The organism is Streptomyces sp. NPDC041970, from assembly GCF_055588985.1.
Window position 1 is genome coordinate 68,425 of record NZ_JBVJCD010000023.1, and the last position, 21,457, is coordinate 89,881.

Genomic DNA, 21,457 nt, shown 5'->3' on the forward strand with positions numbered 1-21,457 from the left:
GTGCCGCACCGCAACCGCCCCCGCGCCCTCGTGATCGGAGCCGGCATCGGAGGGCTCGCCGCCGCCGTCACCCTGCGCAGGGTCGGCGTCGACGTCGAGGTCTTCGAGCGCGCCCCCGACCTGCGCCCCGCCGGCTTCGGCATCTCCGTGATGAGCAACGCCGTGGCCGCCCTGCGCGCCCTCGACATCGACCTCGGACTGGAGAAGCGCGGCCAGACGATCCTGCACACCGAGATCATGACCGACAAGGGACGCTCCCTGCGCTCCCTGCCGGTCGAGACCGCGGGCGGGCGGATGGGCGCCCCCAGCGTGGCGATGTACCGCGGCGACCTCCAGGCCGCCCTGCTCGACGCCCTCGGGGGACCGCCCGTCACGGTCGGCGCGGCCGCCACCGGATACGAGATCACCGGCGACGGCGTCCGGGTCCGCTTCGAGGACGGCCGCGAAGCCACCGGGGACATCCTGATCGGCGCCGACGGCGTCAACTCCGCGATACGCCGCCGGCGCACCGGCGACGACAGCGGCCCCCGGTACGGCGGATTCCTCTGCTGGCTCTCCGTCACCCCCTTCACCCACCCGAAGATCACCCGCGGCTACAACGCCCACTACTGGGGCCTGGGCAGGCGCTTCGGCATCCACGACATCGGGCACGGCCGCGCCTACTGGTGGGGCACCCTGAACATGCCGGCCGACGCCGCGCGCCGCTGGGACGGCGACAAGGACCAGATCGTGCGCGCCTACGACGGATGGGCCGACGAGGTGCGCCGGGCCATCGAGACCACGGCGGTCGAGGACATCGTCGCCGTACCGGCCCAGGACCGCCCCTTCCTCCCGCACTGGGGCGAGGGGCCGGTGACGCTCCTCGGCGACGCCGCCCACCCGATGCTGCCCAGCCTCGCCCAGGGCGGCAGCTCGGCCATCGAGGACGCCGTGGTCCTCGCGCAGTGCCTGGCCGCGGGAACGGACCCGGTCGCCGCGCTGCGCCGGTACGAGGACCTGCGGCGCGACCGGACCAGGGAGATGGTCGAGGTCTCCCGCCGGTTCGGCGGCTTCGAGCAGCTCGGCAACCCCGTCCTGCGGGCCGTGCGCGACGTGTACCTGCGCCACGCGCCGGAATCCGTGATGTTCAAGGACTTCCGGCGCGCCCTCACCCCCCTGCTGCTCGACGACGCGCCCGCGCGCTGAAGGAGAGACGATGACCGACACCACCGCCAGCCCCACCGGGACGAGCCAGGACGCCAGGAGCGTGGTCGACCGCTATCTCCGGGCCCTGCGGGAACGGGACGCCGGCGCGATCGGCGGCCTCGTCGCCGCCGACGCCGTCTACGTCATACCCGGCAGCCACCCGGTCGCGGGGACCTGGACCGGGCTCGCGCAGATCGTGGAGGGATTCCTCCTGCCGATGGGCGAACTCTTCGACCCGGCGGCCGACTACACCGTCGACGTCCGCCACCTGACCGCCGCGGGCGACCAGGTCGCGGTCGAGTGCGTCACCCGCGCCACCACGCGCGCCGGCGCGCCGTACACCCTGCCCATCAGCGCGCACTTCACCGTCCGGGACGGGCAGATCCGGAGTATGCGGGAGTACTTCGACACCGAGTACTTCACCGCCGCCCTCTACGGCCGGGGCTGAGCCGCGCCTGCCGCACGCGCGCACACCACCGCCCCCCGGCCGTACGCCGGGGGGCGGTGGTGTGCGGCTCCACGGGAGTCGTGCCGCGATCGCCGGAGGGCCGAGGGCCCGGTCCTCCGCACCCCCGCCCGCGCGAACGCCCCTCCGCGCGGCCCCGCGCACCGGAGCGGTCACGGGGCCGCGCGACTCACCCGCCGAGGGCGCCGGGGGCCTCCGGTGCGGGCAGGGAATCCCACTTGCCGCTCCGGCCCAGCCACGCCTCGCCGTCCGGCAGCGGCTCGACGCGCGTGGTGGCCAGCGGCAGCCGGTCCGCCAGCCGGGCGTTCCACTCCAGGGCGGGCAGCAGCTCCGGCGGCAGCTCCTCCTCCGGGTAGATCGCGTCGGCGGGGCACGCCTCCACGCAGTTCCCGCAGTCGATGCACTCGGCGGGGTCGATGACCAGGAACGTCCCCGCCTCGCGGAAGCAGGCGACCGGGCAGTAGGTGACGCACTCCGCGAACTTGCAGTGGACGCACTGCTCGGTGACCACGTGCGTCACGCCGTGCCCTCCTCTGCCGTGCCGCCGCCCGTCCCGACCAGTTCCGGGTGCCGTTCGACGAAGCGGTGGCCGTCGTCGAGGCCCCGCTCGTAGGCCTTGGCCAGGCCGTCGGGGGAGGCGGCCGCGTAGTCGACGCCCAGACCCTTGAGATCCTCCTCCGGCTTGACCACCAGGACCCGCGCCCCGTCGAGGACGGAGCCGTCGGCGATCTCCTCGGAGGCGTAGAGGTCGCGGAAGAGCGGGAAGGGGTCGTTGCCGATCGCGATCAGCACCGACACGCCCTTGGCCGCCACCTCGCGCGCCGGGCAGGAGCAGGTGTACGAGGCGTCGACGTGGGCCTGGCCGTCGACCTCGGCCGGGACGGCCCAGGCGTGCAACATGCGCGTGGAGGCGTAGGCGACGGCGTCGTAGTTGTCCGCCGTCAGCCGGGGCTCCTCGCCGCCCGCGGGGGCGTGGGAGGAGAAGACGGTGGCGGCCAGGTTCTCCTGCACCCAGCTCCGGTCCCCGGAGAAGATGTTGCGCAGCAGTTGCTTGCCGAGCGCCTTGGCCTCGGGTCCCTGGGTGGTCTGCGCGGCGGCCGCGTTGGTCACCCTGCTGGTGGCCAGCAGGAATTCGGGCGCGCCGGGGCGGAAGAGCCCGTCGCGCAGGAGGGGGCCGTACTCCTCGATGCTGTCGAGCGCGACGCGGCTCATGCCCTTCTCGGCGACGCCCGAGGCCGCGCCGATCCAGTAGTCCACGCCGGTCCGCCGGGCGTGGCCGATCGCGGCGAGACCGCCGGACAGCCCGGAGGAGGAGGCGGCCCCGTACACGTGGGCGCGCACTCCGCGCTCCTCGAAGGCGGAGAGCACTCCGTGGCCGTACACGCCCTTGAGCATCCCGGAGGCGACGGCGATGCCCAGGCGTCCCGTGGTGTCCGCGCCGGTCATGGCCGCACCTTCTCCTCGGACGGTGATGCGGTGGCGGGCGCGGGCGTGGGCGCGTCCTTCAACAGGTGCTCGTCGATGAGCCCGTCCAGATGGTCCTTGATCCACTGGTTCGGACCGGGGCGGGTGCCGCCCGCCTCGCCGGCGGGTTGGGCGGGGTGCGGGAGCGTCATACCGGCCTCCAAGAGGGAGAGTTGACCGGAGAAGACATTAGCACGATCGTCCGTACATGTTTATGGCCCGGCAGAGGTGATCACAAAATAAGAGCGAACGATCGTGCTAAAATTTCGCCCGTCCGATCGATCTGGAGGGCGAGGAATGGATTCCGCCACGGGGGCCGCCGACGCGGCCCCGAGCGACAGGGGCGAGCAGTTGTTCGACCTCTTCCGGCGGCCGCAGGGCCGCAGCAGGGTCAGGCCCGACGAGCGGACGGCCATCGAGAGCGCCCGGACCGACGAGCTGACCGTCGACGGCAGGACGGCGGTCGTCTACCGCTGGGGCACGGGCGAGCGCCCCGTCCTCCTCGTCCACGGCTGGGAGTCGCGGGCGTCGCGCTACGCGAAGGCCATCGCCCGGCTCCTGGAGCTGGGCTACAGCCCGGTGTCCTTCGACGCGCCCGGCCACGGCGAGGCCGCCGGCGACACCACCACCCTGCTGGAATACGTCGAGATCATCACCGAACTCCACCGCGAGCACGGCGACTTCGAAGCCGTCGTCGCGCACTCGTTCGGTGTCACGGCGACGTTCGTCTCCTTGCAGCAGGGGGTGCGCACCCGCCGGATCGCGGCCATCAGCTCGGTCCCCGACTTCGCGTACCTGGTCGACGCGTTCGCCTTCGGGCTGGACCTCGAACCGCACCTGAAGGCGGAGGTGAGGAGGCGCCTCGAACGGGAGGTGTATCCGGGCGAGGCGGACATGTGGTCCCGCTTCTCGGTCTTCCGCGGCTCCGAGAACGTACAGATCCCGCTCCTCGTCATCCACGACGAGGACGACACCATGGTCGACGTCGGCCAGGGGAAGCGCATCGCCGAGTTCTTCGGGGACCGGGCGCGGCTCGTCGTCACCCGCCGGTTCGGGCACCGGCGCATCCTCGGCGCTCCCCAGGTCGTCGCGGAGATAGCGGACTTCGTCGCGTCCGGCGACCCTGTCCAGGAACGGAAGACCGAGGTGGCAGCACGATGAGCGGCATACTCGCGGGCAAGCGCGTTCTGGTGACCGGAGTGCTGATGGAGTCCTCCATCGCCTTCCACGCCGCCCGGCTCGCCCAGGAACAGGGCGCCGAGGTGGTGCTCACCGGGTACGGCCGGCTCAGCCTGGTCGAACGCATCGCCAAACGGCTGCCCCGGCCGGCGCCGCTGGTCGAGCTCGACGTCCAGAACGCCGAGCACCTGGCGAGCCTCGCCGACCGCGTCCGGGAGGCCGCCGGCCCCGACGCCCGGCTCGACGGCATCGTGCACTCCATCGCCTTCGCCCCGCAGGACGCGCTCGGCGGCAACTTCCTGCAGACCGGCTGGGACTCCGTCGCGACCGCCGTCGAGGTGTCCGCGTACTCCCTGAAGGCGCTGGCCGTGGCGGCCCTCCCGCTGATGGAGGAGCGGGGCGGGGCGATCGTCGGCCTGGACTTCGACGCGCAGGTGGCCTGGCCCGCGTACGACTGGATGGGGGTGGCCAAGGCCGCCCTCGAATCCACCTCGCGCTACCTCGCCCGCGACCTCGGCCCCCGAGGCATCCGCTGCAACCTCGTGGCGGCCGGGCCGATCAAGACGATGGCGGCCAAGTCCATTCCGGGGTTCGAGACGTTCCGGGAGGTGTGGGCCACGCGCGCGCCTCTTGAGTGGGACCTGTCCGACCCCGAGCCGGCCGCCCGCGCGGTCGTCGCCCTGCTCTCGGACTGGTTCCCCCGTACGACCGGGGAGATCGTGCACGTCGACGGAGGGGTGCACGCCATCGGCGCGTGAGGCCGCGCCCCTGGGCAAGACCCCCGCACGGGGTCCCGCCCAGGGGCGCGCTCGGCGTCAGGGGGCGTCGGGCAGCAGCGAGGGGTCGGTGGCCACGCCGCGCAACCGGCTCAGGATCGCCTTGGTCGCCTTGTCGTAACTGGCGAACTCGTTGTGCAGGACGGACTCGGCGTTGGCCATCTCCATGAGCGCGGTCAGCTCGAACACGAGCTGGGGCACGTCGGTCTCCGCCTCGACCTCGCCCGCCTGCTGCGCCTCGCGCACGGTCTGCTCCAGGAACGTGACCCAGTTGGCGCGCGCCGCGGCGAGCGTGTCGTGGACCTTGCCCTCGCGGGCGTCGTACTCGGCGGACACCGAGTAGAAGAAGCAGCCGCCCGGAAAGACGCGCTTGCGGGAGTACTCCAGCCAGCCGTCGCACACCCGCCACAGGTGGTCGATCCCCGGCGGCAGATCGCGGGCCGGCTGGACGACGTGCTCCAGGTAGACCTTGATCGCGGCCCGGACCGTGGCGAGCTGAAGGTCCTCCTTGGAGCCGAACAGGGCGAACACCCCGCTCTTGCTGAGCTTCAGCTCGGTCGCGAGCTGGCCCAGGGACAGGCCCTCCAGACCCTCGACGGAGGCGATCGCCACGGCGCGCTTGAGGATCAGTTGCCGCGTCTGGTTCCCCCGCGCGATCCGCCCGTCGATGTGTGTCGCTGCCATGTCTACCCCTCCTGGGCCGGACCTCCGTGGTGCGGTCGAAGAATCAGTGTACTGAGTAAGTAGACGACTGTGCGGTCAGTGTGTGACAGTATAACTGTCCGAACGGTCGTGCGATCTTCTTGCGTACCCGGCCGGTTCACCGCGCGTATGCGCCGCGCACGGGGGAGGGATCGACGGGTGGCCGACGCGGTTCGCTCGATGGTCGACGCACTGCTCGCACAGGCGTCGCTGCGGCCCGACAGGGTCGCGTTCCGCTTCCTGACCGACGGGGACCCCGACGGCGAGGTCCAGGAGTGGACCTACGGCCGGCTGGCCCGGCGCGCCCGGGCCGTCGCCGGCCACCTGCAGGAGCGGGGCCTCGCCGGCTCCCGGACGATCCTGCTCCATCCGCCCGGCCTGGAGTTCATCGGCGCCTACCTGGGCTGCCTGTCCGCCGGAGTCGTCGCGGCGCCGGGCCTGCCGCCGCAGGGCAGGGCGCGGAGCCACCGGGCCCTCGCACGGGTGCGGCGCATGATCGCCGACGCGGACGCCCAGGTGATCCTGGGCACCAAGCAGGTCATCGCGGCCCTCGACGAGATGGCCGAGCACCTGCCGGAGCTGGACACCGCGCTCTGCATCGCCACCGAGGACATCCCCGACGAGGCCGAGGCGTCCTGGCGCCGGCCCGCGCTCGCACCGGACTCGGTGGCCTTCCTCCAGTACACGTCCGGCTCCACCTCCGCCCCGCGCGGAGTGATGGTGACCCACGCCAACCTCCTGGACAACCAGCGCGTCCTGTCCCGAGGCATGGGCCACACCCCCGAGACGGTCGAGGAATGGGGCGGCGAGCTGTACGTGAGCTGGCTGCCCCTTTACCACGACCTCGGCCTGATCGCCCCGGTCCTGAACAACATCTTCATGGGCGGCACGTCCACCCTCTTCTCCCCCCTGCACTTCCTCCAGCGGCCCGACCGCTGGCTGACGGCGCTGACCCGGTACCGGGCGCACACCAGCGGCGGACCCAACTTCGCGTACGAGCTGTGCCTGCGCGACGCCACCCCGGAACTCCTCGACACCCTCGATCTGAGCCGGTGGCGGGTCGCGCTGAACGCGGCCGAGCCGGTCCGGGCCGCGACGCTGCGACGGTTCGCCGACACCTTCGCCCCGGCCGGGTTCCGCCGCGGGGCGCTGCACCCCGGCTACGGGCTCGCCGAGGCCACCCTGATGGTGAGCGGGGGCCCGGTCGACCTGGAGCCGAGGACGGCTCTCAGGCCCGGGGCTGACGCGGAGACGGGCGGGGAACTCGTGAGCTGCGGCCCGCCCGGCGCGGACCTGACCGTGGTCATCGCCGGCGGCGACGGGCAGGAGTGCCCCGAGGGCGAGATCGGGGAGGTCTGGGTCGCCGGCGCGAGCGTCACCCAGGGCTACTGGCGCAACGCGCGGGCGACCCGCGAGGTGTTCCGGGCCACCCTGGAGGACGGCCGGGGCGGCTTCCTGCGCACCGGCGATCTCGGCTTCCTGCGGGACGGGGAGCTGTACGTCACCGGCCGGCTCAAGGACCTGCTGGTGATCGACGGACGCAACCACTATCCCCAGGACCTCGAACTGGCCGCGGAGACGGCCCACCGGGCGATCCGGCCGGGCTGCATCGCCGCGTTCTCGGTCGACGGAGGGACGGACGGCGAACTCGCCGTGATCGTCGCGGAGACCACGGCCACGACCGGCCCCGAGTGCGCCGAGGCCGAGGCCGCGATCCGCGGCGCGGTCGGGGAGGCCCACGGGTTGTCCCTGCGCCACGCCGTCCTCATCCGCCCGGGCACCCTGCCCAAGACCTCCAGCGGCAAGATCCAGCGCAAGGCGTGCCGGACGGCGTACCTCGACGGGACCCTCGCGGCCGTCGCCGGCGTCCCGTCCGCCCCCGGAACGGCCTGACGGACGCCGGGCGACGCCCCTGCCCGCCACGGAAGCCGGAGAGGGCCCAAGGCCGCGGCCCACCCGGCGGAGCGCGAAGAAGACACCCGGACCGAACCCGCGGAGACGGTTGCCCCATGCCTGCCAAGAAGCCCGCCGGTTCCCCGGCCGCACCGCCCCCGGACACGCTGTCCGACACCGCCGCCGACACGGCGGCACACCCCCTCGCCGACGCCGGGCCCGACCGGATCGAGGCGTGGCTCACGCGGGCCGTCGCCGCCGCGGCCCAACTCGCGACGGGGCAGATCGACCGCGACCGGCCGATGGCCGACTTCGGGCTCGGATCGAGGCAGTTGGCGGAGCTGGGCGTACGCCTCTCCGCCGCGCTCGGCAGACCCCTGGACCCGACGCTCGTCTACGACCACCCCACCGTCGCCTCGATCGCCGGTGCGGCCGCGTCCCGCGGGCCCGGCCTCCCTCCTCGGGCGGCCGCGCCCGAAGGGCTTGCGGCGGGGGCCGCGCGGGAGGCCGACGCGGTGGCGATCATCTCGATGGCCTGCCGCTTCCCCGGCGCGGACGACCCGCAGGAGCTGTGGCGGCTGCTGACCGCCGGGCAGGACGCCGTCACCGACGCCCCCGGCGACCGCTGGGACACCGAGGCGCTCCACGACCCCGACCCGGACGCCCCCGGCAAGGCGTACTCGCTGCGCGGCGGATTCCTCGACGGCATCGACCGCTTCGACGCCGAGTTCTTCGGCATCCCGGCACGGGAAGCGGCCGCCATGGACCCCCAGCAGCGGCTGCTGCTGCAGACCGGTTGGGAGGCGATCGAACGCGCCGGCATCCTGCCCGAGTCCCTGAACGGCAGCGCCACCGGCGTCTACATCGGCCTGTACCAGAGCGGCTATCTGGGCGCGGCGGGGATGGAACAACTGGACGGCTACGTCGGCACCGGCACGGTGTCCAGCGTGGCCTCCGGCCGGATCGCCTACCAACTCGGCCTCCAGGGCCCGGCCATCACCGTCGACACCGCGTGCTCCTCCTCGCTCGTCGCCCTGCACCTGGCCGCCCAGGCGCTGCTCGCCGGCTCCTGCGACCTCGCCCTCGCCGGCGGTGCGACGCTGATGGTCAGCCCGCGGAGCCACATCGAGTTCAGCAGGCTCCGCGGGCTGTCGGCGTCCGGCCGATGCCGGCCCTTCGCCCACGACGCCGACGGCGTGGTGTGGGGCGAGGGCTGCGGCCTGGTGCTGCTCAAACGGCTGAGCGAGGCCCGCCGCGACGGCGACCGGGTCCTCGCGGTGCTCAGAGGCTCCGCCGTCAACCAGGACGGGCGCAGCCAGGGCCTCAGCGCCCCCAGCGGCCCCGCACAGGAACGCGTGGTGCGTGCGGCCCTGGCGGCCGCGGGCCTGCGGCCCGGCGACATCGACCACGTCGAGGCGCACGGCACCGGCACCCCCCTGGGCGACCCCATCGAGGGCTCGGCCCTGGCGCGGGTCTTCGGCCCCGACCGCCCCGCCGACCGTCCGCTCGCCGTCGGATCGATCAAGTCGAACCTCGGCCACACCCAGGCGGCGGCGGGGATCGCCGGCGTCATCAAGACGGTGCTGGCGCTGCGGCACGGCCGCATCCCCGCCTCACTGCACGCCCGGACCCCGACTCCGCTGGTCGACTGGGCGGGCGGCGGCCTCGAACTGTGCACCGGCACACGGCCCTGGCCGCGCGGCCCCCGGATCCGCCGCGCGGGGGTGAGCGCCTTCGGCATCAGCGGCACCAACGCCCATGTCGTCCTCGAGGAAGCACCCCTCCCGACGCCGCCCGACGACGGACCGGAGGCCCCGGAGCGGCCCGCCGCGCTGTTCCCCCTCTCGGCCCGCACCCTGCCCGCGCTGCACCGGCAGGCGGACCGGCTCCTCGACGCGCTGACGGCCGACCCCCGACTGCCGGCGCCCGCCCTCGCCCGCACCCTGGCCCACCGCCGTACCCACTTCGAGCACCGCGCCGTGATCGTCGCCCGGAACCGGGAGGAGCTGCTGGACGGCCTGCGCGCCCTGGCCGCCGGACGGGCGGCGCCGGACCTGGTCGTCGGACCCCGGCAGGCCCGCACCGGGGGCGGAACGGCCTTCGTCTTCCCCGGCCAGGGCAGCCAGTGGGCCGGGATGGCCCGCGACCTGCTCGACCGGTCGCCGCTGTTCGCCGACGAGATCGACCGCTGCGACGCGGCCCTGCGCCCGCACACCGGATGGTCCGTCCTCGCGGTGCTCCGCGGCGACGCCGGAGCACCGACCCCGGACCGCGTCGACGTCGTCCAACCGACGCTCTTCGCCGTCATGGTGGCGCTCGCCGCGGTCTGGCGGTCCCGCGGAGTGCGGCCCGACGCCGTGGTGGGCCACAGCCAGGGCGAGGCCGCCGCCGCCTGCGTCGCCGGCGCCCTCAGCCTCAACGACGCCGCCGCCGTGGTCGCGTTGCGCGCCCAGGCCCTCACCGCGATCGCCGGAACGGGCGGGATGGCCGTGGTCGCCCTGGCCCGTGCCGACGTCGAGGCACGGCTGGCGGCGTGGGGCGGGCGGTTGTCCGTCGCCGCGGTCAACAGCGGCACGTCCACCGTGGTGGCCGGAGACGTGGAGCCGCTGGAGGCCCTGCTCGCCGAGCTGGAGGACGAACGCGTCTTCGCCCGGAGGGTGTCCATCGACTACGCCTCCCACAGCGCGCGGGTCGAACCCGTGCGCGCCGCGCTCCTGGAGGACCTGGAGGGCATCACCACCCGGCCCACGGACGTCGCCTGGTACTCCACGGTCCTGGCCGGCCCCGTCTCCGACACGTCGCTGGACGCCGGGTACTGGTACCGCAACCTGCGCGAACCCGTCCGCTACGCCGACACCGTCGAGCGGATGGCCGCCGACGGCTACCGCCGCTTCGTCGAGCTGAGCCCGCACCCGGCGCTGCTCGCCGCCACCCGGACCGTCGCCGAGGACGGCGGCCACGACCTGCTCGCCGTCGGCTCCCTGCAACGCGGCGAGGACGGACCCGACAGCCTGGACCGGGCCGCCGCCGAACTGCACGTCGCGGGCGGGACGATCAGGTGGACGCGGCTCGTGCCCGACGGAACGTGGGCGGACCTGCCGACGTACGCGTGGGACGAACGGCGCCACTGGACCGACGCCGCGGCGCCGGGGCCCGGCGGACGCCACGGGACGCCGCTCGTCGACGTCCACGTGGAGTCCAGCGACACACCGGACCGGCACCTCTTCGACACCCGCGTGGACCTGCGCGAGGGGCGCTTCTCCTACCTGTCCGACCACCGGGTCGACGGGACCGTCTGGCTGCCCGCCGCCGCCTTCCTGGAGATGGCGCTCGAAGCGGTGTCCTCGCTCGGCAGGACGCCGGAGGTCCACCTGAGCGACATCGCGTTCGAACGGCCGCTCCCGTTGGCGGCCGACCTCCCCGTCCAGCTCCAACTGGTCCTGCAACCCGCCGACGACCACGGCGTCCGGCACTTCGCCATCGCCGCCCGCCCGGCCGGGGACCGGCGGGCGCCCTGGGTCCGGCACGTCGGCGGCCGCGCCGCCCCCGTCCCCGTCGCGGACGAGCCCGCGCACGTCCCGGCCCTGACCCCCGCCGCCCTGCGGGAACACTGCACCGAACCGGCCGACGTGGCCGGGGCCTACACCGCCCTCGCGGCCCTCGGCATCGACTACGGCCCGTCCTTCCGCAGGGTGGAGCAAGGCTGGAGCGGACCCTCGGCGGCGCTGGGAAGACTGGCGAGGACACCCCGCGCCGGGCATCTGCTGCACCCCGTGCTCATCGACGCGGCCCTGCACACCGCCGCCCTGGCCGGCGACGCCCTCACGGACCGGGCCCTCGTGCCGCGCGGGGCCGGCCGCCTGCGCCTCACCGGCCTGCGCACCGCACCCGTCTGGTCGGCCTGCCGGCTGCGCGGAGCGGACGAGGACGCCGTCACCCTGGACGTACGCCTCTTCGACGAGGACGAACGACTGCTCCTGGAGATCGAGGGCGTCCAGCTCGCCGCCCCCTCCACGCTGGACGGAGCGCTCTTCGAGGTGCGCTGGCAGCCCCGGCCGGCCGCACGGCGGCAGCCCGCCCGCGGAAGCTGGCTGATCCTGGCCGACGACACGGGCGTGGCCGACGACCTCGCCCGCCGCCTCGGCGCCACCCCCCACGTCATCGCCCGCAAGGGCGACGCGTACGCCGTCGAAGCGCCCGGGCACTACACCGTCGACCCCCGCGACCCCCACCACCTCGCGCGGCTCCTCGACGACGCCTTCGCCGGGGAACCGCCGCAGCGCGTGGTCCAGCTCTTCGGACTGGACGCCCCCGCCGTCGACACGGCCGAGACGGCGGCCGAGGCCGCACTGCTCTGCTGCGTCAGCACCCTGAACCTGGTACGGGCGCTCTGCGAGCACCCCCGCGACCACCCCCCGCGCCTCTTCCTGGTGACCCGCGGCAGCCAGGCCGCACGGGACAGCACGGAGGTCACCAACCCCCAGCAGGCGATCGGCTGGGGCTTCGGCGCCGCGGTGGCCCAGGAGCACCCGGAGCTGGGCGCCACGCTCGTCGACCTCCCGCCCCACGGAGGCGAGGACGCGCTGTGGACCCAGCTCCGGCACGCGGACGACGAACGCCTCGTCGCCCTGCGCGACACCGGCCGCCTCGTGCCGCGCCTGGCCCACACCGGCCCGGACCGCAAGGGCCCCGGCACGCGCACCGGCGGAACGCACCTGGTCACCGGCGGCCTGGGCGGTCTCGGCAGAATCGTCGCCGAACGCCTCGCGGCCCAAGGGGCGGACACGATCGCCCTGTTGAGCCGCAGCGCACCCGACGCCGCCGCGGCGCGGTGGATCGAAGGGCTCCGGGAGAGGGGGACCGCCGTCCGGCTCGTACGGGCCGACGTCGCCGACCGCGACGGTCTGCGGACCGCCCTCGACGCGCTGCGCGCGGACTGCGGCCCGGTCACCGGCGTCGTCCACACCGCGGGCGTGCTCGACGACGCCACCCTGCGCCACCTGACACCCGAACGCGTCCGGCGGGTGCTGGCCCCCAAGGTGCTCGGCACCGTCCTGCTCACGGAACTGGTGCCCGAGGCGCGGTCGCTCGTCCTGTTCTCCTCCGCCGCCGGCCTCCTCGGATCGGCCGGGCAGAGCCCCTACTGCGCGGCGAACGCCTTCATGGACGCCTGGGCACACCACCTCTCCCTCACGGGCCGGCCCGCCCTCAGCCTCGACTGGGGCACCTGGGCGGAGGTCGGCCTGGTCGCGGACTCGGCGAAGCGGACCGCCGCCACCAGCGGATCAGGACTCGTCCCCTTCACCCCGCACCAGGGCGGCGAGCTGTTCGACCGGGTGCGCTCCAGCGCCCGCCGCCAGCTCGCGCCCCTCGCCCTCGACCGCGACGCCCTCGCACGCGACCCGGAAGCGGTGCGCGGCCGCCCGCTCCTGCACGGCCTCCTCACCGCCCCCGCCGCGACCAGGACCGCCACCGGACTGCTCGGCCAGGTGCGGGCCGCCCCGACGGAGAAGGAGCGGATCGACCTCATCGAAGCCCATGTACGCGCGAGCGTCGCCGAGTTGACGGGGCGCGGCGCCGACGAGGTCTCCCCGGACGGGGGGCTGAAGGAACTGGGCCTGGACTCCCTGATGATCGTCCGGCTGCGCAACACCCTCGGCCGCGACGCCGGTGTGGAACTGCCCGCGTCCGCCGTGTTCTCGGCGTCGGACCTCCGCGCTCTCGCGCAGGAGGTGCACACCGCCCTGGCGGCACGGGACGACGCCCCGGAACCCGCCCCCGGCGCACGAGCGCCGGACACCGGCCCCGAGACGCCCGACGTCGAGCTGAGGCCGGCCACCCGCGACGTGGTCCGGCTCCTGCGCGCAGCCCAGCACGGCACCCCGAGCGCGGCCCACACCATCGGCCTCGCCTTCCGGCTCACCGAGCCGACCACCCGCGCCCGGCTCACGGACATCCTCACGCGCCTGGCGGGACGGCACGCCGCGCTGCGCACGGCGATCGTCGACGGCGCCGGCTCCGAGCGGCGGATGAAGATCGAACGCGCACCGGGCCGGCACCCGCTGCGGTGGACCGACCTGGCGCCCGACGCGGCATGGGACGCCGGACGCCGCCTGGGCGAACTGCTGGCCACGCCCTTCGACCTGGCGGCCGCGCCCCTGTGGCGGTGCGAACTGGTCGACCGCGCCCAGGCGGGGCAGACGCTGCTCCTCGGCGCCCACCACGCGGTCAGCGACCTGCAGTCGCTGCTGATCGTCGCCGCCGAGATCGACGCCGAACTGAGCGGGAGGCCCCTCGGAGACCTGGTCTCCAACCGCGACATCGACCTGCTGCTGGAGGCGCAGACCGCGGTCGCACAGCCCGCGTACGACGCGGCCGGACGCTCCCCGCGCGACGCCGCCGGTCCGGACGGCCGGGAGGAGGAGTTCGCCGGAAGCCGCCGCCTGGACCTGACGCTCACCCACCCCCGCCCGGCCGTACGGTCGTTCCGGGCGGGCAGCCTCACCGCGGCGATACCCGAAGGACTCATGGACCGCGTGTCGTCGCGGGCGCGGCGACTGGGCATCACCTCGGCCGCCTTCTGCCTGGGCGTCCTGACGGTGCTGCTCGCCCGCAAGCAGCAGCGCGACCGGTTCGTCCTGGCCGTCCCGGTGGACACCCGCATCCATGTCGACGCCCCCGACGCGGTCGGCTTCTTCGGCGTGCCGGTGCCGTTCCCCGCCCAGGCCAGGGCGGGGGAGCGGATCGAGGAGGTGCTGCGCCGCACCGACAGCCGGCTCGACCGGGTGCTCGCGAAGGGCGCCATGTTCTCCGACACCCTGGCGGCGCTCGCCGCCCAGGGGCTGCACCGGGACAACGCGCCCATGGTCGAGGTCTACTTCAACTACATCCGCTCCTCGGCCGGACTGGAACGCCTGGAGATCCTGCCCGCGGGAACGGGCCACTCCGACCTCGACCTCATGATCATCATGACGCCGGACGCCGGATCGGTCCGCTTCGACCACAACCTGGACATCATCGACGGGACGGCCTGCGCCGGGCTCGCCGCCGACTTCCTCCACCTGCTCCGCGAAGCCGCCGACGACCCGGCCGCCCCGGCCCGCCCCTCGCCCCCGACGGCGGACACGGACACGCGGGCGGCCACGGCGGCGGAACCGGGCACGGAGACGGCGGACATGGAAGCGGCGGCCGCAGCGGGCCCGCCCGCCCGCACCGCCGTCCCGGCGCCGCCCGGGAGGCCCCGCGAGCTCGCCCTCGCGGCCACCTTCGCGCTGGGCGATCTGCCCCTGCTGTGCGCGGCGGCCCTGGCCGCCGACGCGGACGAGGACCCCCGCGGCGTCCCGCCCCGGATCGCCGAAGCGCCCTACCACCACGTCCTGGCGAGCATGAAGGACCCGTCCGGAGTCTTCGCCGACGCCTCGCGGGACCTCGGCGCCGTCCTGCTGCGGGCGGTCGACCTGGAACGGTTCGGGCCGGTGAGCGACGCGCTGCTCGCCGAACTGCGCACCGCCTACCCGGCCGCCCTGCGCGCCCTGGCCGAGCGGACCCGTCTGCCGCTGGTCGTCGGGTTCCTGCCGTCCGCACGGAGCGAGGACCGTTACGGGAGATGGGAGCGGGACGTCGCCGCCGAGGTGTCGCGCCTGCCCGGCATCGCGGTCGTGGGCCCCGACGACTGGACCCGGCACCACGCCGTCGAGAACCGCTTCGACGACCGCACCGACGAACTGGCCCACCTGCCCTTCACCCCCGAGTTCCAGGCGGCCGTCGCCCTCACCCTGGCCGAGATCGCCGCGGCGGTCCGCCGCACCCCGCCCAAGGTGATCGCGGTGGACGGCGACGAGACGCTGTGGAGCGGGGTGGCGGGGGAGAGCGGACCGGAGGGCGTGGGCTTCGGCGGCGCTCGCGAGGCCCTGGCCCGCAGGCTCCTGCGCTGGCGGGCCGCCGGGACCCTGCTCGTCCTGATCAGCAACAACGACGAGGACACCGTGCGGGCCGCGCTGGAGCGGCCGGACAGCGTCCTTCGCCCGGAGCACTTCAGCGTGCTGGACGCCGGATGGGGCCGCAAGCCCGACCGGTTGGAGGCGGCGGCGAAAGCCCTCAACCTCGGTACGGACGGCTTCCTCTTCCTCGACGACAACCCGGCGGAGATCGCCGCCATGCGGTCCGCGCTGCCCGAAGTGCTCTCCGTGACCTGCCCGCCCGCGGACGAGCTCGAAGCGTTCCTGGCCAGGCTGTGGCCCCTGGTGCCCGTCGCGGTCACGGCGGAGGACGGGGCGCGGGCGGAGTTCTACCAGCAGGAGCGGGCCCGCGACGCGGCTCGGGAGCAGGCCGGATTCGAGGAATTCCTCGAACACCTGGAACTGCGGCTCGACATCCGTCCCCTGGGAGAGCGGGATGCCCCCCGGGCGGCCCAACTCGTGCGGCGCACCAACCAGTTCACCCTGCGGCAGCGGTCGGCCGACGGAGGCGACCTCGAACGGTGGCGGGAGCGGGGGGAGGTCTGGACCGCCGCGGCCCGCGACCGGTTCGGCGACTACGGCCAGATCGGTCTGCTGGCGCTGCGCCACGACGGCGCGCGCCTGGACGTCCTGGGCTGGCTGCTCAGTTGCCGGGTGCTCGGCCGAGGGGTGGAGGAGCGGCTGCTGCAGTGGCTGGCCGACCGGGCCGAGACGCTCGGCTGCACCACCGTACGGCTGACGGCGGAGCACACCCCCCGCAACGTACCGGCGCGGCGGTTGATCGCGGCGCTCGGCGGAGGCGCGCCGGACGACCGGAGCATCGTGGCCGAGACCTCCCCGGAGCGGCTGAGGGCTTTCCGGTCCTGGCAGCGGTGACCCGGCGGAGGGCCGGTCGGACAGTCAGAGGCACACCAGCGTGAGGGGCAGACCATGGGGCAACCGAACGAGGACGCGGCGGAGAGCCGCCCCGGCACCGGGCGGGAGCGGACCGACGAGGCGGTCGAGCGCGGCGGCGGCCCGCTCAGCGTGTCCGACCTGCTGGCCAAGGTCCGCCGGGCGGCCCCGGAGAGGACCGCGGCGCCCGGTGGCACGGCGGCAGCGGATCCCCCGGAGGAGACCGCGGGCGCGGGGGCGCCGGCCGGGGAGACGGAGCGGCTGGCCGAGGCCATCACCGCCGCGGCGGCCCACCTGCTGCCGGGTGCCGCGATGGGACCCGACACCGACTTCTTCGACGTCGGCGGCACGTCGGTCGACGCGGTGGCGCTCGTGGCGAAACTGTCGCGGGACCTCGGTCTGCGACTCACCCTCGACGACGTGTTCGCCGACGCCAGGCCCCGCCGCCTCGCCGAACGCGCACGGCCGGCCGCACCCGCGGACGCGGAGGAGAGCGCCGGGCCGGCCTCGCCGCCGGCGTCGGCCGGAGCGTCCGCCGCGGCCCTCCCCCTTCCCGCGCCGGCTGCCGGCGCCGAGGACCTGGAGCTGATCCTCGCCGACCTGGCCCGCGCGGACGGCCTCCCCTTCGTCCGCCGGCCCGAGCCCACCGCGCCCCGCAAGGTCCTGCTCACCGGGGCGACCGGCTTCCTCGGCGGCCATATGCTCCTGGACCTGCTGCGGCACAGCGACGCCCATGTCCACTGCCTGGTCCGCGCGGCCGACGAGGAGGAGGGCGTCCGACGCCTGGGCGCGGCCCTCAAGAGCTTCGCCCTGCCGTGGTCCGGAGAGGTCCGCCGACGGGTGACGGTCCTGCCCGGCGACATCCGCAGCCCGCGCCTCGGGCTGCCCGAGGCGCGCTGGGAGGCGCTGGCCGACGAGCTGGACTCCGTCGTGAGCGTGGCCGCGGCGGTCGACTTCCTGCGCGGCTACCCCTCCTTGCGGCAGAGCAATGTCATCGGGCCGCTGACGCTCGCGGAACTGGCGGCCGCCGGACGGCCGAAGCCCCTGCACCACATCTCCTCCGTCGCGGTCTTCAACGAGATCGGCATCGAGTCCATGGGCGAGGACGACCCCGTCGCCCACATCGACGCCCTGGAAGCCGGGTACGACAAGACGAAGTGGGCCGCCGAGGCCGTGCTGCGGCGGGCCCGCGAGCACGGGCTGGTCGTCACGCTGCTGCGGCCCGGCGGCATCGGCGGGCACACCGGCACCGGGGCCAGCAACCCCCAGGACCTCAGCAGCGGCATGATGGCGGTGTTCAGCCGGTTCCGCACGGTGCCCGCCTTCAGCTATCTCAACGCGGCCCCGGTGGACTGGGTGAGCCGGGTGGCGGTGGCCGCCATCTGCGAACCCGGCGCCTGGGGGTACAACTACAACCTCAGCGGTACGCCGAACTCCCTCGCGGACGTCGTCCACGACATGAGGCTCAGCGGCATGAACGTCCGCGTCCAGGGCTGGCAGGAGTGGCGGAGCGACGTCCTGACCCGCCTCCGCGGCGAACCGGTCCCCGAACTCGACTTCCTGGCGCGGGTCCTGGCGAGCCCCACCGCGTCGAAGCTGTGCGAGGCGTCCTTGACGGCGCCGCCGGCCACCGCGGAACGCACCGACGCGTTCGTGGCCGCGCACGACCTGCCGCCCTCGACCCGCTACGGGATGCAGGAGCAGTTGAAGACCTTCCAGAGACTGGCCCGGAGCGGCCTCGCCCGGCTCCCGGAGCGGACCGACCCGCCCTACCTGTGGTTCACCGAGACGATGGAGGGGAGCCTCGGCCCGGTCGGCGGTCCCGCGAGCACCCCCTGCTCGGCGTCGTTCACGCTCTCCATCGCCGGCATGTACCAGTTGGCCGAGGAGCGCAGGGTGGACGTCCAGGGCCGCGTCTCCTGCCCACTGCTGCACCCCGACCCCCTCGTCGTCGAGCAGGGCGACATCTGGGTCCGCCCCGAGGAGGGCATCCCGCTGGACCACGGGCTGCGCCATCCGCTGCTGCGCTACCGGTTGCGGCTGCGCGACGGCGAGGGCGGGCTGTGGTGGCTGGAGGGCAGGAAGTTCGCCCGGGCGCGGCGCGACGTGTGGCGGCAGGCCCGCGCGCTGAGCGTGGAACTCGGCCGCGAGGGCGAGCCGGCGACGGTGCGGGGCGAGATCGTCGTACCCGGCGACAGCTACCTGCGGGAACAGGTCGACGGCATCCGGGTCGATCCACGCCTCTCCGGCCAGGAGAAGCGGCTCGCGAAGATGACCTGGCTCGCCTGGTTCGGCCTGGAGATCGGCCGCGGGATGATCGGCCCGTTCGCCCGGGCCGGCGCGGACCTGCTCGACCTACGCCGTAACCCGACCCTGACGGAGCGCAAGCGATGACCCTGCGGCCCCTGTACGCGCGCCTCGACGGCGCGGAGATCGAGGAGATCCCCTTCAGGGCGGGCGACGGCCTGCGACTGGGGCTCACCCGGGTCCGCGCCCCCGGCCCCGCGGACCGGCCCGCGGTGCTGCTCCTGCACGGCCACACGGCCTCCTCGGACATGTTCCTGCTGCCCGAGACCCGCAACCTGGTGGAAGCGCTGCTCGACGGGGGGTACGAACCGTGGCTGCTCGACTGGCGGGGGAGCTGCCGGCTGCCGTGGAACGAGACCGGCCACCGGTACACGTACGACGACGTCGCCCTGTACGACATCCCGACGGCCGTGGCGCACGTCCGCCGGGAGATCGGCGACCGGCCGCTGTTCGCCGTGGCGCACTGCATCGGCGCGCTCTCGCTGTCGATGAGCATGGCCGCCGGTCTGGTGCCAGGGCTCGCGGGGGTGGTGGCGCAAGGGGTGTTCCTGACGCCCAAGCTGGCCGCCCGGACCTCGCTGAAGATGACGATGGCAGGCGAGCTGTTCCGCTCCCGCTTCGACCACATCCCGGTGGACTTCCGCAAGGTCGGCTTCTGGTCGCGCTACACCCCGCTGTTCGCCCTGGCGTCCCGAGGGGCCGACTGCCCCGATCCGACCTGTCAGATCCTGTGCAACTCGGCCTGGGGCGTGGGCGCTTCGCTGTACGTGCACGACAACCTGTCCGACGCCACCCACGACCGGCTGGCCCAGCTCCTCGGCCCCGCGCCGCTGTGGATACTGCCGCATCTGCGGCGGGTCGCCCTGGCCCGCAGCGTGGTGCGCTGGAACCACGGCGACGACCGCTACCGGGCCCTGCCCGAGAACGCCCTGGACCGCGCCGACCGGATCGACTGCCCCGTGCTGCTGATCTCCGGCAGCGAGAACGGCATGTGGCTGGACTCCCAGAAGCTCTGCCACGAGGTCCTGACCGCCCGGCAGCCGCAACTGGACGTGCGCTACGCGGAGATCCCCGGCTACGGCCACTTCGACGCGTTCGTCGGGCGGGGCGCGGCACTGGACGTGTTCGGGCACATCCTGGACTTCCTCGACGAACTCGGCTGACGGAGCCCGCACTCCGTCAGGACGATCGGGGGCCGCCGCCGTACGGCGGCGGCCTCAGGAACCGGCGGGCCGCAGGACGACCGGGAGCGTGCCGTACCCGTTGAGGATGAAGGAGCCCAGCGGCCGCAACCTGTCCACCGGCACGTCCGGCGCCGCGTCCGGGAACCGCTCGAAGAACGCGGCCAGGGCGATGCCGGTCTCCAGGGTCGCCAGCGGGGCGCCCAGACAGCGGTGAACGCCGTACCCGAACCCCAGGTTGTCGTGCCGCCCGCCCCGCAGGACGTCGAACACGGCGGCGTCCTCACCGTGCTGCTCCGGGTCGAGCCCGCCCGCGGCGAACGAGACGAGGATGGGGTCCCCCTTCTTGATGAGGACGCCGTCCAGGTCGATGTCCTCCACGGCGAAGCGCATCGGGGAGAAGGCTCCGGGATTGTGGGTCCGCATGGTCTCGGCGACGACGTCGTCCCACCGCGCGCGGCCGGTACGCGCGTGTTCCACCTGCTCGGGACGGGTCAGCAGCGCGCCGAGGGCGTTGGTGACCAGGGTGGCCGTGGACTCCCGCCCTGCCGCGATCATGAGGTAGAGCGTCCCCAGCAGCTCCTCCTCGCTCAGCCTTTCGCCCCGGTCGCGCACGTCGATCAGGGCGGAGGTGAGATCGGCCCCGGGAGCCTGCGACCTGGCGGTGACCAGTTCGGTGAGCAGGGCGAACACCGTCGTCTGGGCCGCGGCCATCTCCGCCGCCGTGCCCGAGGTGCTGAACACCGTTTGCGTCGCGGCGCACAGAGCGTCCCTGCGGTCCTCCGCGACACCGAACAGTTCGCAGATCACCCGCATGGACAGCGCTTCCGCGAACCGGGACCGCAGGTCGACCACCTCTCCGGCCGGCCCTGACCCCAGATCGTCCAGCAGCTCGGTGACGACGTGCTCGACGCGGGGCCGCAGCTCCTCGGTCCGCCGTACGGTGAAGGCTCCCGCCACCAGGCGCCGCAGCCGGGCGTGCCGCTCGCCGTACGTGAAGAACATGTTCTCGTTGGCCACCCACGGGTACAGCGGCCAGTCCTCGGTGACGCGCCCCTCGGCGAACGCCGGCCAGTGCCGCCCCGCGTCCCGCGACACCCGCGGATCGGTCAGCAGCCGCTTCACCTGGTCCGTGCGGACGACGGCCCAGGCGAGGACTCCGCCGGGCAGCTCGACCTGGACGGCCGGGCCCCGCTCGCGCAGCATCGCCCCCTCACCGGCCAGGTCGCTTCCGGTGACGTCCAGGATGTAGGGGCAACCCGTCATGTCCATCGTCCATTCCGCTCGGTCGGGCCTGGCACGGGCACCGGAGGGAGCAGGCTTCCCCCTCCTGCGGACGGTCGGGTCCGCCCTTGCGCCGGCCGGGCGCGGGGAGGCGCGATCCGGCCGGCGCGGGGGGGGGGGGGGGGGGATAGGAGGCGCCCCCCCCCATCGGAGGGTGGTCGCTCGTCT

General features: G+C 74.3%; 13 protein-coding genes. 8 read left to right on the forward strand and 5 right to left on the reverse strand.

Translation table 11 applies throughout. The annotated features are described in order from the left end of the window. Entirely contained in the window at positions 1 to 1,185 is a 1,185-nt protein-coding gene (locus ACZ6EJ_RS14320) for an FAD-dependent monooxygenase (protein WP_469267213.1), read from the forward strand. A gap of 10 nt (positions 1,186 to 1,195) precedes the next feature. After that, positions 1,196 to 1,633, forward strand: a complete 438-nt coding sequence (locus ACZ6EJ_RS14325; RefSeq protein WP_469267215.1) for a nuclear transport factor 2 family protein — start codon at positions 1,196 to 1,198, stop codon at positions 1,631 to 1,633. 187 nt (positions 1,634 to 1,820) lie between these two features. On the opposite strand, the gene ACZ6EJ_RS14330 is transcribed toward ACZ6EJ_RS14325, so the two are convergent. Genes ACZ6EJ_RS14330 through ACZ6EJ_RS14340 form a run of 3 tightly spaced genes read right to left on the reverse strand, consistent with a single transcriptional unit; the run spans position 1,821 to position 3,267 of the window. Continuing rightward, complete coding sequence (locus tag ACZ6EJ_RS14330) at positions 1,821 to 2,171, reverse strand: 4Fe-4S dicluster domain-containing protein (protein WP_469267217.1); 351 nt, start codon at positions 2,169 to 2,171, stop codon at positions 1,821 to 1,823. Continuing rightward, entirely contained in the window at positions 2,168 to 3,097 is a 930-nt protein-coding gene (locus ACZ6EJ_RS14335) for a hypothetical protein (protein ID WP_469267218.1), read from the reverse strand. Before ACZ6EJ_RS14335 ends, ACZ6EJ_RS14330 begins: the two co-directional genes overlap by 4 nt. Next, on the reverse strand, positions 3,094 to 3,267 hold the full coding sequence (locus ACZ6EJ_RS14340) for a hypothetical protein (RefSeq protein WP_469267220.1): 174 nt from the start codon (positions 3,265 to 3,267) through the stop codon (positions 3,094 to 3,096). Before ACZ6EJ_RS14340 ends, ACZ6EJ_RS14335 begins: the two co-directional genes overlap by 4 nt. Positions 3,268 to 3,412: 145 nt before the next feature. Between ACZ6EJ_RS14340 and ACZ6EJ_RS14345 the strand changes: the two genes are divergently transcribed. Next, a complete protein-coding gene (locus ACZ6EJ_RS14345; RefSeq protein WP_469267222.1) occupies positions 3,413 to 4,276 on the forward strand; it encodes an alpha/beta hydrolase in 864 nt (287 codons plus the stop codon). Beyond that, positions 4,273 to 5,052, forward strand: a complete 780-nt coding sequence (gene fabI / locus ACZ6EJ_RS14350) for an enoyl-ACP reductase FabI (protein WP_469267224.1) — start codon at positions 4,273 to 4,275, stop codon at positions 5,050 to 5,052. Before ACZ6EJ_RS14345 ends, fabI begins: the two co-directional genes overlap by 4 nt. A gap of 57 nt (positions 5,053 to 5,109) precedes the next feature. Here fabI and ACZ6EJ_RS14355 read toward each other — a convergent pair whose 3' ends face one another. Continuing rightward, positions 5,110 to 5,754: a TetR/AcrR family transcriptional regulator gene (locus tag ACZ6EJ_RS14355; RefSeq protein ID WP_469267225.1), complete on the reverse strand. Its 645-nt coding sequence runs from the start codon at positions 5,752 to 5,754 to the stop codon at positions 5,110 to 5,112. Between the two features lie 177 nt (positions 5,755 to 5,931). Between ACZ6EJ_RS14355 and ACZ6EJ_RS14360 the strand changes: the two genes are divergently transcribed. The 4 genes from ACZ6EJ_RS14360 (at position 5,932) to ACZ6EJ_RS14375 (ending at position 19,987) form a co-directional block, all read left to right on the forward strand. Continuing rightward, positions 5,932 to 7,665 (forward strand): fatty acyl-AMP ligase, encoded by a 1,734-nt coding sequence (locus ACZ6EJ_RS14360; protein WP_469267227.1) that lies wholly within the window; start codon positions 5,932 to 5,934, stop codon positions 7,663 to 7,665. Between the two features lie 116 nt (positions 7,666 to 7,781). Next, positions 7,782 to 16,499 carry an SDR family NAD(P)-dependent oxidoreductase gene (locus ACZ6EJ_RS14365; RefSeq protein ID WP_469267228.1) on the forward strand — a complete coding sequence of 2,906 codons (8,718 nt, stop codon included), beginning with the start codon at positions 7,782 to 7,784 and terminating at the stop codon, positions 16,497 to 16,499. Positions 16,500 to 16,553: 54 nt separating this feature from the next. Further along, positions 16,554 to 18,911: a thioester reductase domain-containing protein gene (locus ACZ6EJ_RS14370; RefSeq protein WP_469267230.1), complete on the forward strand. Its 2,358-nt coding sequence runs from the start codon at positions 16,554 to 16,556 to the stop codon at positions 18,909 to 18,911. After that, positions 18,908 to 19,987, forward strand: coding sequence for an alpha/beta hydrolase (locus tag ACZ6EJ_RS14375; protein ID WP_469267231.1), 1,080 nt, complete (start codon positions 18,908 to 18,910; stop codon positions 19,985 to 19,987). The genes ACZ6EJ_RS14370 and ACZ6EJ_RS14375 overlap by 4 nt, the downstream gene beginning before the upstream one ends. A 54-nt stretch (positions 19,988 to 20,041) precedes the next feature. Here the strand turns inward: ACZ6EJ_RS14375 and ACZ6EJ_RS14380 are convergent, their stop codons facing one another. After that, complete coding sequence (locus ACZ6EJ_RS14380; RefSeq protein ID WP_469267232.1) at positions 20,042 to 21,271, reverse strand: cytochrome P450 family protein; 1,230 nt, start codon at positions 21,269 to 21,271, stop codon at positions 20,042 to 20,044. Positions 21,272 to 21,457: the final 186 nt, after the last annotated feature.

Bases quoted from the DNA above. Each gene is read 5' to 3' on its own strand.
- ACZ6EJ_RS14325 (WP_469267215.1), top strand. From the start codon at position 1,196: ATGACCGACACCACCGCCAGCCCCACCGGGACGAGCCAGGACGCCAGG.
- ACZ6EJ_RS14335 (WP_469267218.1), bottom strand. From the start codon at position 3,097: ATGACCGGCGCGGACACCACGGGACGCCTGGGCATCGCCGTCGCCTCC.
- ACZ6EJ_RS14340 (WP_469267220.1), bottom strand. From the start codon at position 3,267: ATGACGCTCCCGCACCCCGCCCAACCCGCCGGCGAGGCGGGCGGCACC.
- ACZ6EJ_RS14345 (WP_469267222.1), top strand. From the start codon at position 3,413: ATGGATTCCGCCACGGGGGCCGCCGACGCGGCCCCGAGCGACAGGGGC.
- fabI (WP_469267224.1), top strand. From the start codon at position 4,273: ATGAGCGGCATACTCGCGGGCAAGCGCGTTCTGGTGACCGGAGTGCTG.
- ACZ6EJ_RS14355 (WP_469267225.1), bottom strand. From the start codon at position 5,754: ATGGCAGCGACACACATCGACGGGCGGATCGCGCGGGGGAACCAGACG.
- ACZ6EJ_RS14365 (WP_469267228.1), top strand. From the start codon at position 7,782: ATGCCTGCCAAGAAGCCCGCCGGTTCCCCGGCCGCACCGCCCCCGGAC.
- ACZ6EJ_RS14370 (WP_469267230.1), top strand. From the start codon at position 16,554: ATGGGGCAACCGAACGAGGACGCGGCGGAGAGCCGCCCCGGCACCGGG.
- ACZ6EJ_RS14375 (WP_469267231.1), top strand. From the start codon at position 18,908: ATGACCCTGCGGCCCCTGTACGCGCGCCTCGACGGCGCGGAGATCGAG.
- ACZ6EJ_RS14380 (WP_469267232.1), bottom strand. From the start codon at position 21,271: ATGACGGGTTGCCCCTACATCCTGGACGTCACCGGAAGCGACCTGGCC.